We start from the raw sequence: 14,846 nt of genomic DNA, 5'->3' as shown, positions 1-14,846 counted from the left end.
AACTGTGCAAACCCTGAACAGGAACTTTTTGAAATTCCCCCACGAAATTCCTGCAGTTGAGAAGAAATTGTGCCGATAAGTGAAGCACATACGACATTTTTACACATTAACTTTTTCTGGCACCTTCCGTGAAAAAGAGGTTGCAACGAAGGAATAAAGGGGGCTTCCATGAACAGCACGACAACTAAGACCAACAAGGACCATGGCTCCCGTCCCCCCCGGATCGCAACGGCGGCACTCGGCTTGACGCTCATCCTACTCGCGGCCTGCGGTGGCGGTGGCGGCGGGACCACCCCGACCGGCATCAACACCAGCAACGATCAGGTAGCTAGCAATTCTTACGCGGTGACCAGTGACCAATACGGCTTGGAAAAGGCGACGTACCTTTCTTCGAGCGTTTCCAACCTCGGGATCGTCTTCCGGGCCGGCATTGCCACCAGCCTCAACGATCCTGACTACAAAACCATCTCCAGGATCGACTTCGCGCCCGGAACTTCCGTAGCGACCCAGACCAGCTACGCATTGGGCAATGCCGGCGGCACCCCGTTCCCGGGCAACCTCTACTTTCTCAACGGGCACCCGTCCACCTTGTTGCGCACCGTCGGCGGGACCATCAGCTTCACGCGTTACGGGGGCAACTCCGGCGACCGCATCAGTGGCTCCTACAGCGCCATTGTCGAGGACGACAACGACCCGGCCAAGCCTACCTACACTATCGCAGCCGGCTTCGACTTCGTGGTCGGCACCAGCAGTGCCGTCCTCCCGGCACCCGGTTCGCTTGCCCTGGCTGCACAGCCGGTATACCAGGCGCAATGCGCGGCATGCCACTCCCTGGGCAGCTTCGACGCCAGCGCCGCCGGAGCCCCCGACCTAGCCCTGAGGGGGGGCGAGGTCCCGGCGAAGTACCTTGCCGGGCAGCCAGGGCACCAGGGGATCATGCTTTCCGCCGCCCAGATAAACGCCCTCCAGGTGCTGCTCAACACCAACTGAATTTCCCCTCCGGCAGCCGGCGCACTGCTGCGCCGGCTGCCCGGGTTGCCCCGCTTCGCGTCCCGTCTTTCACCGCTTCATTAGGGCCTCACCCCCGTCCACCGTTCCATCGGGCAGACCCCGGACCGCACCAGGAGCCTTTGTGCGATTACAACAAAACGGTAACGGGTAACTGGACGACCTCACACGACACTTCTCTCATTGGAAAAAAAACTTTATATTTTTCATGCAATTTGGTATTGTTGCACCGCCAGGTAGGAATTATGCTGACCTCAGTGTAGTCCTAGCGGGTAACAACAGCGATCGAGCAAAAAAGTTAATCAAAAATTAAGACCTTAGGGCCACCATGATCTAAACTCTGCCCGTCCATACCTACTCCGATAACGGCAAACCCGGAGCAATCCGGCGACGCAAAGCCACGGGTCCCTTTCCACGAGGGGGATAGCCGGGCTACCGAAGAGCATCTGGAGTCAGGCCCGGGGGAGGACGAACCGTCCTCGCTGCGGCAGATAATGCCCGTCTCCATGTACATGAAGACGGGCATTTTTGCATCCAATCCACCGAGTCTCGCAAGTACCCGTAACAGCGGAACTTATACCGTCAACAAAATGATTTCAATCTTGCAACCAACCGCGCACCAAACCGCACAACAAGGAGAAAAAAATGCAGAGAAACAAGTATTTAGTCGCAGCAACCGTCGCCCTCGCCCTGACATCCATGCCGCTTGCCGTCTGGGCACAGCCCAAGGTCACCATTGCGATCAAGGCAGAGAAAGAGGTCAATGTCACCGCCAAAGGAAAGCAGGTAAAAAAGCGGGTGGCAGCCAAAGGGGTGCAACCGGGTGAGGAGATCATCTACACCCTCAGCTACGTGAACTCCGGGACCGAGGCGGCCAAAGACGTCGTCATCAGTGACCCGATCCCCACCGGCACCGCCTACATCCCCGGCAGCGCCAGCGACGCCGACGACCTTACCTTTTCCATCGACAAGGGAAAGAGCTTCAAGAAACCGACCCTGCTGACCTACGAGCTGAAAGGAAGCGGCGGCAAGATGGAGAAGAAGGTGGCGGCACCCGAGGAATACACCGACATCCGCTGGACCATCCCGCAGATACCGGCCGGCGGCAAAGGCTCGGTCAACTTCAAGGTAAAGGTGAAATAGCCAGAAGCATATATCTACGTACAGATAACCAATAAGGAGCGCCTATGACCCAATGATGACAAATAGATGTGACAGTACCATCAGCACAACTAGAAGCAGTACATGCAGTACAAGTACAAGCAGTACCGGCAGTACAGGAACACCATTGCTATTTTTTATTTGAATTGATGCATCACAAAAAAGGAGATCCTATGAAACGCAACCTCTTCGCCGCCCTGGCCATCAGCGCCATTGCGGCCGCCGGCGTGCCGGCAACGGCCGGCGCCAGCACCACCGCCGGCACCACCATCCTGAACGTGGTCACGGTCGACTACAAGGACGCCAGCAACACCACCTCGTTCAGCGCCGCCTTCTCCACCACGGTCACCGTCAACCTGGTCAAAGCGGGCCTGAACGTCTCCACCCCGCCGAGCAGCGCGAACTACACGCCGGCATTCGCCTGCGCGCCCCTGGGCAGCTATGCCTCCGGCGGCACCTTCAGCGCTCTCTACGCCCTGACCGCAACGGCCAACGGCCAGGACACCTACAAGCTGTCCATCTCCAACACCGCGACTAACGCGAGCACCAGCAGTGCGGCCTACACCATCCTCAAAGCCGACGGCACCGTCCAGGCTCCGAGCACCTCCGCGGCCAGCGACCTGGTGCTGAACAGCGCCATCGTGGTCGGCACCTCGGGCACCGATACCCTGCTCTTCCCGGGCGGCTCGCTCAAATCTGCCGCGCAAGGCGGCTTCGCCGCCGGCGCCATCGTGGTCGTCGACTACGGCGCAACCAAGACGGCTTACCTGGTCAAGAACGTCATCCTCGGCCACGCCGCGGGATACTCCGTGAACGGCACCGTGGCCAGCACCACCACCGGCAACGCCACCACCGAGCAGCGCGACCAGGTCCAGGTGCAAGCCTTCGCCAACGTGAACGGCATCGGCAACGGCGGCACCGCCCCGGCCTTCAACACCACGGCACCGGCCGTCGGCACCGTGGTCGGGGAAATGGCCATCGTGAAAATCGACGTCAGCGCCGTCTCCAACGTCAAGGGCAACGACGCGACCGTCGACTACAAGCTGACGGCAACCGACAGCTCCGGCAACAACACCCAGTACGTCGGCAGCGCCGGCGCAAGCTGCACCGCCGGCAACTTCCTGGCCACCAAGCTGGAGATCCTGAAAGAGGTCAGGAACTTCACCGACAACGGCAACTTCGGCGCCACAGCCACCAGCAATCCGGGCCAGGTGCTCGAGTACCAGGTCACGGTAACCAATACCGGCGGGCAGGCTATCGCCGCCGCGGTGCTCGACAACATCCCCTCCTATACCAAGCTCGTGGTCTACAAGGACGGCTACGGCGTCGGCGACGACACCGTCACCACCGGCTACTTCGCCCAGGTCTCCGACGGCGTCAACACCGTCAACCTGACCACCGACGCCAGTGGCGAAGTGGCGGCCCAGCCGGCAGCACCGGCACCGGCCGTCGGCTTCGGCAAGGCGGCCGGCGTAGCCGCCGGGCTTCCGCTCAATTTCTACCTCGGTCAAGGTTCCAGCGTATCGGCAGGCGGCACCGTGCCTTCGTGCAGCGACAGCACGAAGAACACCCAGGCCCTTTGCGTAAGTCCGCTTAAATGGAACAGCACCTACACCATCAAGTACCGCGTGAAGGTGGACTAAAACCGCACCGGCTCTCCGGTTCCATGACGGTGCCGGAGAGCCGAATCTAGGAGGTAGATGTGTTGAGAGCTGCAATGAAATCGCTGCTGGCGCTTGCGCTGGCGGCTCCCGCGGTGTTGTGCGCCCAGGCTTCCTTTGCCAGTACGGCCGCCAATACCGCCATCGTGAACCGCGCCGTCCTTTCCTACAACGGCGGGCTCACCGCCGAGAGTTCGGTCACTGTCAAGGTCGACCTGGTGCCGGCTCTCCCCAACGTAACCGTCACCAGGGGCGACGCCGCCTACCAGGGACCCGACACCCCCGGCATCGCCGACACCGTCACCATAACCTCGTCCGCCAACGGCCCGGCCACCTACACGGTGACCCCGTCCGTGACCGCCAGCAGCAACAGCACCGGCGCCAGCGTGACCGGCGGCACCAGCGTCGTCCTCGGCGCCACCATCACTGCCGGCACCGGCAGCACCACCTCGATCGTGGTCCCTGCCCCGATCGGCGGCGGCGTCAGCGCCGACTCCGAGGTGAACGGCATCGCCGTGAACGACATCATCGTCTTCACGATCAACAGCCACACCTACACCCCGAAGGTCACCTCGACCCAGTACAACGGGAGCACCAACACCTTCACCATTTACTGGGCCAACTCCGAGGCCATCCAGGCCGGGGACATCCCGGGCGCCGGCGTCCAGGTCGGCGAACGCCAGCAGGTGAACCTGACTGCGAAGCCCGGCACCATCACCACCCTCGGCATGGACCTTACCACCACGGTCAAGGTCGACGTTACCGCGCCGAACTTCCCGACCGGCACCGCCAGCACCGCCCCGGCCAACAAGTGGACCTCCACGCCGCCGACCATCACCTTCCAGAAATATTCCAGGAACGTGACCGCCCCGGCCGCGGGAACCGGGACCGCCCACTACAACACCTCCGTCGAGGGCAATACCGGCGCAGGCTCCCTCCCCTATTACACCGGAGGGGTAACCGGCAAGCCGGGTGACACCATCGAGTACGTCATCGAGGCATCGAACAGCGGCGCCAGCACCTTCGACCTCACCGCGTGCGCCGTGTCGGACTACGTGCCGACCAGCTACGTCACCGATCCGCTGGCGGCCTACACCGGCTCCCGACAGATCTTCTACATCGACACCAACGGCGTCACCTCGACCATCGCAGCCGGGGCGGTCGGCGCCAACCAGGCAAGCTACGTGGCCGGGAACTCCCCGAACCTGGTGGTCAACGTCGGTGTCAACGCCAACGCCACCACCCCAGGCATCATCCCGATCGGCAAGGGCGTGGCCGTCGCCTACCAGGTGAAGATCAAGTAGGGAGAGACACGGCAGCGTGATGACTAACCGGATCGACAACATCCTAAGCAGCCTCTCCGGCCTCCGGGCCGGGGAGCTTGCCGGCGCCCGCGGCGACCGGCGGGGCCGCGGCACGTCTGTGCCGCGGGCTGCCGCGGAGTTGCGTCCGGTGCGCTGCCGTGTGTCCACTCTATTCAGTGCGCTGCTCCTGGCCCTCCCCCTGCTGTTTCCCGTGCACGCAGCGATGGCGGCGGTAAACGGCGACCAGATCCTCAACCGGGCCACGTTCAGCTGCCGCGAACTGCCGCCCCTGACCAGCCAGGTCACGGTCACCGTGATGGTCCGCACCGCATCGACGGCGGAGTTCCTGAAGTACTCCCCTACCGTTGCCGGAGCCAGCAGCGTGACCGTCCCCGCCACCTCCTTCTACGACGGCAGCGGCACGCTGGAGCCGCTGTCCGCGCCCGTTGCCACCGGCAGCCAGAACACCATCGACCTCTCCAAGCCGGTGCAGCTTACCGCTTCCAGCACCTACCACGCCGGGGAGCCACTGTTCGTGCGGGTCACCGATCCGGACCAGAACCTGGATCACGAGGTAGCCGAGACGGTGCAGGTCACCATCACCGACCCCGCCACCGGCGACACCGAGGTGCTGCAACTCACCGAAAGTGGCCCCGACACCGGCGTCTTCATGGGGTATATCCAGACCAGTTCCCGGCCCCCCGTGGCCAAAAACGGCATACTGAGCGTATCAGAGTCTTCCGAGATCAAGGCAAGGTACGTCGACAAGGTCGATGGCAGCGACAGCAGCGCGGTAGCCGCCATCGTCGACCCGTTCGGTATCGTCTTCGACTCGGTGACCGGAAAACCGGTAGACGGCGTCACCGTTGAACTGATCGACGCCGACACCGGCCTTGGCGCGACCATCCTGGGCGACAACGGCGTCGCCGGCAACACCTACCCCAGCAAGGTGGTCAGCGGCAGCGTGGCCAGCGACAGCGAGGGAAGGACTTACGCATTCACCCCGGGGGGATACCGCTTCCCGTTCGTCGCCCCGGGTAACTACCTGTTGAAGGTGACGCCGCCGGACACCTACACCGCCCCCTCCACCGTCACCACGGGGCGGCTACAGGCCCTGCCGGGAGCCCCCTTCAACATCCAGGAGCCGGGGTCGCGCGGCGAGGTCTTCGTGGTCCCAGCCGGCCCGGCGATTCGCGTCGACATCCCGATTGACCCGAAAATCGGTACGCTCTGGCTGAGAAAGAGCGCGTCCAAGAGCGTGGTCTCGGCAGGTGACTACCTGAGCTACGACGTCACCCTGCAGAATCCCGACACCGTGGGGACCGTCTTCAACGCGGTGGTGACCGACAGGCTCCCGTCGGGCTTCCGCTATCAGAAAGGTTCGGCACGCCTCAACGGTGCACCTGTTGCCGACCCGGCCATTGCCACCGACGGCAGCACACTGACCTTCAATGCCGGAACCCTGCCCCCCAAGGGCTCGGCCCTGATCCGTTACGTGGTAGTGGTCGGCGCTGGCGCCAAGCCCGGCACGGCAGTCAACACGGCGGTCGCCAGTACCAATCCTCCCGTCAGCTCCCTTCCCGCCACCGCTGCGGTGACGGTACAGGAGCCTTTTCTGCAGAGCCGCAACATCATCATGGGACGCGTCTTCGTGGGCGCCTGCGGCGAAAACCCCGCGGACAACAAGAAGGGGATGGAGGGGGTCGGCATCTACCTTGAGGACGGCACCTTCGTCGTGAGCGACAAGCTCGGCATGTTCCACTTCGAGGGTGTGGCGTCGGGGACCCACGTGGTCCAGCTCGACATCGACTCCGTCCCCGAGGGGTACCAGGTGCAGCAGTGCGAGAAGAACAGCCGCTTCGCCGGTCGGGCTTACTCCCAGTTTGCGGAGCTGCAGGGCGGGACCATGTGGCGCACAGACTTCTACCTGGGCCGGCTCGGTGACAAGAGTGGCGCAGCGGCAACAGGTAACACCGGGAGCACCGAGAGTACCGGGAGCAGTGCGGTAACCGGGGGAACTGGCGCGGCTATGGCAGTTGCGGCGGCCGTGCCGCCTACGGCGGACCCGCGATACCAGGGGGAAGTAACCCTGGAAATGATCAGCGCCCAAAATGACGACATCATCGAGTACCGGATACCGATGCAGACCGCCGGGGTGCAGTTGGGCAACCTGCAACTGACAGTCGACCTGCCGCCGGGGGTGCGTTACCACATGGGGAGCAGCACCCTTAAGGCAACTTCTCATGTCGACCCGCAGGTGGACGGCAACCGCCTCAACTACGCCTTGGGAGCTGCCGACGCAGCCTGGGGAACTGAACTGCGGTTCAAGGCCCGTGTGGAGCAGGCCAGCCAGGCCGGGACGCTGCAGACCAAGGCAAGGCTCAGCTTCGACACTGCAGAGGGCAAAGGCATCGTTACCCCGGAAGTGGACAACATCCTGTCCCTGGTGCGGGAGCAGAGCAGAGTGCCGTTAGCGCCGGTCGTACTGCATCCGCATTTCCCTACCTTCGGGGCGGATCTGAGCGACGAGGACCGCAAGCAACTCTCCGCGCTGGCAGAACTGCTGCGCCGCTTCAATCTGGATCGTATAGAAGTTACCGGCCATACCGACCAGGTCCGCATCGCCCCGCGCAGCCGTGGCATTTACGCCGACAACACCGCGCTTTCCTTCGCCCGCGCCAGGAATGTGGGGCGTTACCTGACGGCAGCCCTGCACCTCCCGCCAGAAGCCCTGTACCTAACCGGCCGTGGCGAAAAGGAGCCGGTAGCGAGCAACCGCACCGAAGCCGGCCGCGCCCTCAACCGTCGGGTGGAAGTGAAGGTGTCGCTGTCCCAGAACGTGCAGTCCACCCGAGCGGCCATGATCAAGGACAGAAGCGAGGTGAAGAAGCAGATCACCGTGCCCGCCGCTCCGGTAGTAACGGCGGCGACGGCCCCGACAGCAGCTCCGGCAGCGGCTCCGACCAGTCCGACCAGCGGCACCAGTGGCACCAGCGGCGCCGGCGGCGCCGGCGGCACCAGTGCGAGCCCCCCTGCTGGCTCGCAGGCTCTCAAACCTGCGCAGGAGCGCCTGGAGCTGTACTCTGCGCTGCACGATGGCGTAGTGCATCACCGCATAAAGCTGGTCGGCGGCCAGGCCCTCACCCCCGCCCCTCTCCCTGAGGGCGAGGGGAGATACATCACTGTTAACCTGGCACTACCCAAGAGCCTGCTCTACATGAACGGCACCACCCGTCTCGGCGGCAGCGAAGCTGCCGATCCCGCGGCCAGCGACGCTGGCGTGGTGTACCGCATCGAGAAGATCCCCCAGAACGGCAAGCTCGATCTGCGCCTGCAGTCTCTACTTGACCCGGAAGTGAAAGAAGAGAACTCGAACTGCAGCGTGACCGTGCAAATCTGCGACCGCAAAGGGGCGCCCATCAAGACCTTCACCGCAACCGCCGAACTCTCCGACAGCATGGAAGAGATCGAGCGCCCCGACGTGACGCCGCTACCGGCTGTTTCCCAAGTCCAGGCAAAGCCGACTGACGACGTCGTCAGCAGCGACTTCGAGGAGAAAATCGCCAAGGGCAAGCCCCAGGCCGCCGACCCCAACGCCGACCTCCACGTCAAGGAGAAGGAGGGGATCCTCTCCCCCGCCGACGGCACCGTGCTCGCCTCGCAGGTGAACGCGGTGCAGATCGTGCTGAACTCGGCGCTCACCCCGGTGCTCACGCTGGACGGCCAGGTGATTCCGCCGGAGAAGATCGGCTTCAAGATGAAGGACAAGGAGAGCGAAAAGAGCCTGTACACCTTCATCGGCATCGACTTCGGCGATAAGGGGGAGCACGTCCTCCGGCTGAAGGGGATGGACAGCTTCGGCGTCGCCCGCTACGAGCAGAGCGCCAAGGTGATCAGGACCGGTGAGATCGTCGCCATCAGGCTGGTCAGCGCCGACGGCAACGTCGCCGACGGTCGCACGCCGGTGCGTGTGCGCATAGAACTGCTGGACCAGGACGGCAAACCGGTTCCGGCCAACGCGGAGTTGGCCCTTAAGGGGGGCGAACTGCGCCCCTACCTTGAGCCGGGCACCCTGGCGGTCAACGCCGGTAGCGGCCTGGTCGCCGTCGACGCCCAGGGGTGGATGAAGTTCCAACCGGTTACCGCGAGCGGTGCATACCGGGCTCAGCTCGCCTACAACAAGGCGACCCTGGACCTGGAGACCTACGTCAAGCCGAAGATGCGCGACTGGATCCTGGTCGGCCTCGCCGAAGGGACCGCGGGCTACAACACCGTCACCGGCCACATGCAGAACCTGAAGGACGCCGGGGCGCAGGAGCACATCTACGATGAGGAGCGTCTCGCCTTCTACGCCAAGGGGAGCGTGAAAGGGGAGTGGCTGTTCACCATGTCCTACGACAGCGCCAAGAAGAGCACCGGCGTCTCGGGCAACTCGCTGTTCCAGAACATCGACCCCAACGCCTTCTACACGATCTACGGCGACGCCTCGGCCCAGGCCTACGATGCAGCCAGCCAGAGAAAGATCTTCCTGAAGGTGGAGCGGGACCAGTTCAGCGCCGTGCTCGGGGATTTCGACACCGGCCTCTCGGTCACCGAATTGTCGCGTTACAGCCGCAGGCTCAACGGCGTCAAGACCGAGTTCCGCTCCAAAGAATTTGAAGTGACGGCTTTCGGCAGCGAGACCGGGCAGTCCTTCGTGAAAGACGAACTGCGCGGGGACGGCACCTCCGGGCTCTATCGACTGAGCCGCAGGGGGCTGGTTGCCAACTCCGAGAAGATCACCATCGAGTCGCGCGACCGCTTCCACAGCGAGCGTGTCGTCGACAGCCGCCTGTTGAGCCGCTTCATCGACTACAGCATCGACTACGAGGCCGGCACCATCTTCTTCAAGAGCCCGGTGTTCAGCAAGGACGACCAGTTGAACCCGATCTACATCGTGGTGGACTACGAGGTCACCGACGCCGGCGGCGAAGCCCTGACCTACGGTGGCCGGGCGGGGGTGAAACTCCTGGACGGGAAGCTGAAGGTTGGCGGCAGCTACATCCACGAGGGGCACGTAAGCGGCGACAGCAACCTCTACGGCGCCGACGCCACCGCCACCCTGGGGCCGGGAACCAAGGTGCGTGCCGAAATCGCCACCACGCAGCGCAACATGCCGGGGGACAAGGCCTCCGGCAACGCCTACCTGGCCGAGATCACCCACCTGGACCAGAAGCTGGAAGGGAAGGCGTACTTCCGTGAACAGGAAGACGATTTCGGCCTGGGTCAGCAGAAGGGAAGCGAGGCGGGGACACGCAAGTTCGGCGCCGAGGGGACCTTCCGCGTCAACGAACAGGTCTCACTGGGGAGCCAGCTCTACCGCCAGTACAACCTGACCGGCAACAACGTGATGGATTTCGCGGAAGCGCAGGCCGGCTACACCGACAAGGCGTTCACCGGCAAGGCGGGGTTGCGCTACGCCAACGACAGCCTCGCCGACGGCAATAACGCCACCTCCGTCCTGGGCACGGTCGGCGCTAGCTGGAAGACGCTGAACCAGCGCCTGACGCTTCGGGCCGACCACGAACAGGCCCTGTTCAGCAAGAACCAGAATGCGGACTACCCGACCCGCACCGTGCTGGGCGCGGATTTCCAAATCATCCCGTCGCTGCTTCTCTTCGCCCAGCAGGAATTCACCCAGGCCGACGACGCGGACACCAACACCACCAGGGTCGGCATGAAGGCCACCCCCTGGAGCGGCGGCACCTTCTCCTCGTCGGTGGCCAACGACCGGAAAGAGAACGACGAGCGGACCTTCGCCAACGTGGGCCTGGCCCAGAAGTGGCAGGTCAACAGCTTCTGGTCCGTGGACGGCGGCTTCGACCGCAGCCAGACCATCAGGAGAAGCCCAGGTTACCAATTCGACGCCAAAGTCCCCAGTGCCTCCGGCGGCGAGGATTACAGCGCCGTCTCCCTGGGCGCCACCTACCAGGAAAAGAAGTTGCTGTGGTCGAACCGGCTCGAGTACCGCGACGGCGAAACAGACGACAAGTGGGGGTTGATCACCGGCCTTACTAACGAGCAGGGGCTGTTCTGGGGCTGGACCGGCAAGCTGCAGGTCCTGCATACCCGGGCGACCGACGGAGCCCGCTCCACCGATGCAGACCTGAGGTTGGGTCTCGCCTACCGGCCGCCGGTCACGCGCTGGATCCTCCTGGACCGGCTCGACCTAACCCTCAAGGACGAGAAAGGTTCCGGCAGCTCCACCCAAGGGAGAAGGATCGTCAACAACCTGAACGCCAACTTCCGCCCTGACAAGCACAACCAGCTCTCGCTGCAGTACGGCGTGAAATACGTGCTGGAGCAACTGGACGACCAGGACTTCAGCGGCGTGACCGACCTGTTCGGTGCCGAGGGTCGTCACGACCTGAGCGACAGCTGGGACATCGGGCTGCGCGGATCGGTTGTGCACGGCTGGCAGGCGCGCCAGGTGAACTACAGCCTGGGGGGCTCGATCGGCTGCAACGTGATGCAGAACGCCTGGCTCAGCCTGGGCTACAACCTGCTCGGCTTCCGCGACCGCGACTTCTCGGCGGCGAACTACACCGCGCAGGGGCCGTTCCTGCAGTTCCGCTTCAAATTCGACCAGAACTCCGTCAAGGAAGGGTTGGCCGCCCTGAACCGCGGCGAATAGCGCAGTAATGACACAATGAGCCGAAAGCCCGCGGGTAAGGTTTCAGTGACGGCCTCAGGAGAAGCAGATGCAGAAAGGTAACCTCAGGACATCATCGATCGTGAAAACAGCGCACCGGCATTGGCTCGGGATGGCGACGGCAGCACTTCTTACCCTGCTCGCCGTTCCGTCCCCTTCGACGGCGCTCACCACCAACGCCTGGCAGGACCAAACCTGCGTAGGGTACCGTACCGGCGGTCTTAACTGTACGGCCGGGGAATTCACCATAGCGCCGGTGTTTACCGCTCGAGCCGGCACCGCCCCCTTTTGCATCATGGGGAGTGACTTCCGTTTCAAGGTTGAACTCGGCCTCTCTGGTACCAACACCGACCGTTACGACATCGGCTTCTTCGTTGGCCAGCAGGGGAATGATCCGCGTGGCACGACGCCAGGCAACATTTGCTCCGTCGCCACCTTTCCTACCAGTCCCAGTCCATGGCTCAACCTGGACGGTGATGGCTGCGGCGACTTCAAGGGAGGGGCTAACTTCACCACCACCGTCGATGAGATAAAGGTCCTCTGCAGCGGTGACAGTACCGGCGCCCTCAAGATACCCTACGTCGTCACCTACTGGCAAAACCCCGGCAACGTCTGTTCCGGTCCGGGCGATGTCAGTAACGGCTCCCCCTCCAAGTGCAACGCCGGCGTCGCCACCGTCGCCGGAAACGTCCGTGTCCTAACCGGCGCCTTCGTCGACGTGACCAAGCAGACGCTCCCTGACGGGAATACCCAACCCTTCACCTTCACCGCTACGGGGCCCGCCGGCTCAAAGGTCGTTGTGCTCACCGGCGCCACCTTGACCGCAACCTCCGCCACGGGCGGCACCTATACCCCGGCCTCCATCTCCGCGGCAGGAAACAGCGTCAGCTTTACCCTCAGGGACAACGAAACTGCCCGGGTGTTCATAAACGCGGTGGCCGCCGACCAGACCCTGACCATCACCGAGACAGCCGCCGGGGGAGACTGGGACCCGACCGCCGTTATCAGTTGCCTCCCCGTGACCGGCTCCCCCGCCCTCAGCACCGCTCCGGCGCAGCGCAGCATGAGCGCCACGCTCAACACCAGTAACTCCGCCGCGGCTTGCACCATCACCAACACCAAGCGGCCACGGGTGACCCTGGTGAAGAACCTGCCGGTGAGGATTAATTCCGGTGACCAGTTCACGGTTAGCGCAAGCGGCACCATATTCGGCACCGCCTCCGCCACCACTTCCGGGACTCAAAGCTCGGCCAGTACGGTCTTTAACTGCGCCCCTGACCAGCCCCTGACTCTTACCGACGTCATGAGCGCCGGGAGCACACCGGCCGCGAAGTACGCAGCAAGCCTCACCTGCAACAACGCCTATGCGGGTCCCGGAGCGACGACGGGGGCACTCCTTCCCAACGCGCAGCGGGCATCAAGCTACACGCTCGCGCCCGCCGCAGGAGACGAGCTGACCTGCACCTTTACTAATCTGCCGCGCCCGACCCTCAGCAAGAGTTACGTCATCGGCAACATAGCCGTCGGCAGCAGCAGCACATTGAACTTCAGCATCGTCAACGAACCGGTCACGAAACCCGCCCAGTCGGGACTCGCCTTCACCGACACCTTCCCTGGCGGACTTACCGTCACGGGTGTCGGTCCCGTCTCCGGTACCGGCTGCAGCGGCACCACCTCATACACCGCGTCGAGCGTTTCGCTTGCCTCCGGCGCCATTGCGGCGGGAAGCGCCGGCTGCAGCTTCAGCGCCACCGTCAGGGGCGACGCAGCAGCTTCCTATCTTAACGACGCCACCAGGTTCAGCGCCCAGGGGGGCGGACTGGACACCGGCAGCGCCAGCGCCACCCTGAACGTCTTCACCCCTCCTACCGCGGCTAAGTCGTTCGGCGCCGCCACGGTTGCGGTGGGTGCGCCGGTGAGCCTGTCGCTGATCCTGGCCAATCCCTCTGCCAACGTCGCCCCCCTGACCGGAGTCAGCGTCACCGACACCTTCCCGAGCGGAATGGTGCTGCGCAATACGAACTTCAGTTTCTCCCCGGCCGGCTGCGGCAGCGTGACCCAAACCTCGGGTACCGCCTCCGCCCCCGGCGACAGCGCGGTCCGCTTCACGGCTGCTTCCATCGCCCCCGGGTCAAGCTGCCAGGTCAGCCTCAACGTCACCAGCTCCGCGTATGGCACCCTGACCAACACCACCGCATCTCCCTTGGCCACCGGACCGGCAGGTCTCACCGGCACCAGCGCCAGCGCGAGTGTCACCGTGGGGGCCATGCCGCTCATCTCGATACTGAAATCCGCCAACCGCTCCAGCGCCGATCCCGGCCAGGATGTCATCTACACCATCGAGCTCGTGAACACCGGCGCCGGGGTCGGCAGCGACATCGTCCTTAGCGACGACCTCGGCCCCTACGGCTCCTTTTACCTCGGCGGAGGCACGCCGTTCACCTTCACCGACAGCAGCCCCGCCTCCGGTCTTGCCCTGGGGGCGCCGCAGTATTCCAGCGACAGCGGCACCAGTTGGAGCTATGCCCCCGCATCCGGAGCAGGAGGCGCCCCTCTCGGCTACGACGGCAACGTTACCAACTGGCGCATCCCGATGACCGGCAGCATCAGGTCCGGTGGCAGTTTCAGGCTCGACTACAAGGTGAAAGTGAAGTAACGGCGCTCGGTGAAGTGCGGCGCGGGCGGCAGGCGGATATGGCGGAAAAGGAATATTTTGCAGATAGTGTTTCTTAGTGCTTGACAATTGGCCACGAAGGCTGATATATCTCTCCTCCTGATTGACCCGTCAGAGTTTCAAAGCCGGAATGTAGCGCAGCCTGGTAGCGCACCTGCTTCGGGAGCAGGGGGTCGGAGGTTCGAATCCTCTCATTCCGACCATTTATTGAAAAGGCCCTTGGAGAAATCCAAGGGCCTTTTTCGTTGCGGCTCGTCCTCCTAGCCTGCGTTTCCGCAGTACCAGCCCCCCACCACATTCCGCGGCTCCGGCAGTGATGCTGCCCAGACCACTGGAGAGATGGAACA

At 63.6% G+C, this 14,846-nt stretch carries 6 protein-coding genes, 1 tRNA gene and 1 riboswitch; all 7 genes read left to right on the top strand.

From position 1 onward, the window contains the following. Positions 1-168 precede the first annotated feature (168 nt). Complete coding sequence (locus JFN91_RS01645) at positions 169-990, top strand: hypothetical protein (RefSeq protein ID WP_199387477.1); 822 nt, start codon at positions 169-171, stop codon at positions 988-990. A gap of 375 nt (positions 991-1,365) precedes the next feature. Beyond that, positions 1,366-1,448: riboswitch (cyclic di-GMP riboswitch) on the top strand. Positions 1,449-1,653: 205 nt separating this feature from the next. Continuing rightward, entirely contained in the window at positions 1,654-2,151 is a 498-nt protein-coding gene (locus tag JFN91_RS01640; protein ID WP_199387476.1) for a DUF11 domain-containing protein, read from the top strand. A 191-nt stretch (positions 2,152-2,342) separates the two neighbouring features. Next, positions 2,343-3,812, top strand: coding sequence for a hypothetical protein (locus tag JFN91_RS01635; RefSeq protein ID WP_199387475.1), 1,470 nt, complete (start codon positions 2,343-2,345; stop codon positions 3,810-3,812). Positions 3,813-3,871: 59 nt separating this feature from the next. Further along, on the top strand, positions 3,872-5,134 hold the full coding sequence (locus JFN91_RS01630) for a hypothetical protein (protein ID WP_199387474.1): 1,263 nt from the start codon (positions 3,872-3,874) through the stop codon (positions 5,132-5,134). Between the two features lie 19 nt (positions 5,135-5,153). Next, the gene (locus tag JFN91_RS01625; protein ID WP_199387473.1) at positions 5,154-11,807 is read left to right on the top strand and encodes an OmpA family protein; all 6,654 of its coding nucleotides are present in this window, start codon (positions 5,154-5,156) and stop codon (positions 11,805-11,807) included. A 67-nt stretch (positions 11,808-11,874) separates the two neighbouring features. Continuing rightward, positions 11,875-14,481, top strand: a complete 2,607-nt coding sequence (locus tag JFN91_RS01620; RefSeq protein ID WP_199387472.1) for a DUF7933 domain-containing protein — start codon at positions 11,875-11,877, stop codon at positions 14,479-14,481. A 144-nt stretch (positions 14,482-14,625) separates the two neighbouring features. After that, positions 14,626-14,702, top strand: a tRNA-Pro gene (locus JFN91_RS01615). Positions 14,703-14,846 lie beyond the last annotated feature (144 nt).

Origin of the sequence: Geomonas anaerohicana (assembly GCF_016458305.1) — a bacterium.
GTDB classification, from domain to species: Bacteria; Desulfobacterota; Desulfuromonadia; order Geobacterales; family Geobacteraceae; genus Geomonas; species Geomonas anaerohicana.
This window is presented reverse-complemented; position numbering and strand designations above follow the sequence as displayed.

Bases quoted from the DNA above. Each gene is read 5' to 3' on its own strand.
- JFN91_RS01645 (WP_199387477.1), top strand. From the start codon at position 169: ATGAACAGCACGACAACTAAGACCAACAAGGACCATGGCTCCCGTCCC.
- JFN91_RS01620 (WP_199387472.1), top strand. From the start codon at position 11,875: ATGCAGAAAGGTAACCTCAGGACATCATCGATCGTGAAAACAGCGCAC.
- JFN91_RS01635 (WP_199387475.1), top strand. From the start codon at position 2,343: ATGAAACGCAACCTCTTCGCCGCCCTGGCCATCAGCGCCATTGCGGCC.
- JFN91_RS01640 (WP_199387476.1), top strand. From the start codon at position 1,654: ATGCAGAGAAACAAGTATTTAGTCGCAGCAACCGTCGCCCTCGCCCTG.
- JFN91_RS01625 (WP_199387473.1), top strand. From the start codon at position 5,154: ATGACTAACCGGATCGACAACATCCTAAGCAGCCTCTCCGGCCTCCGG.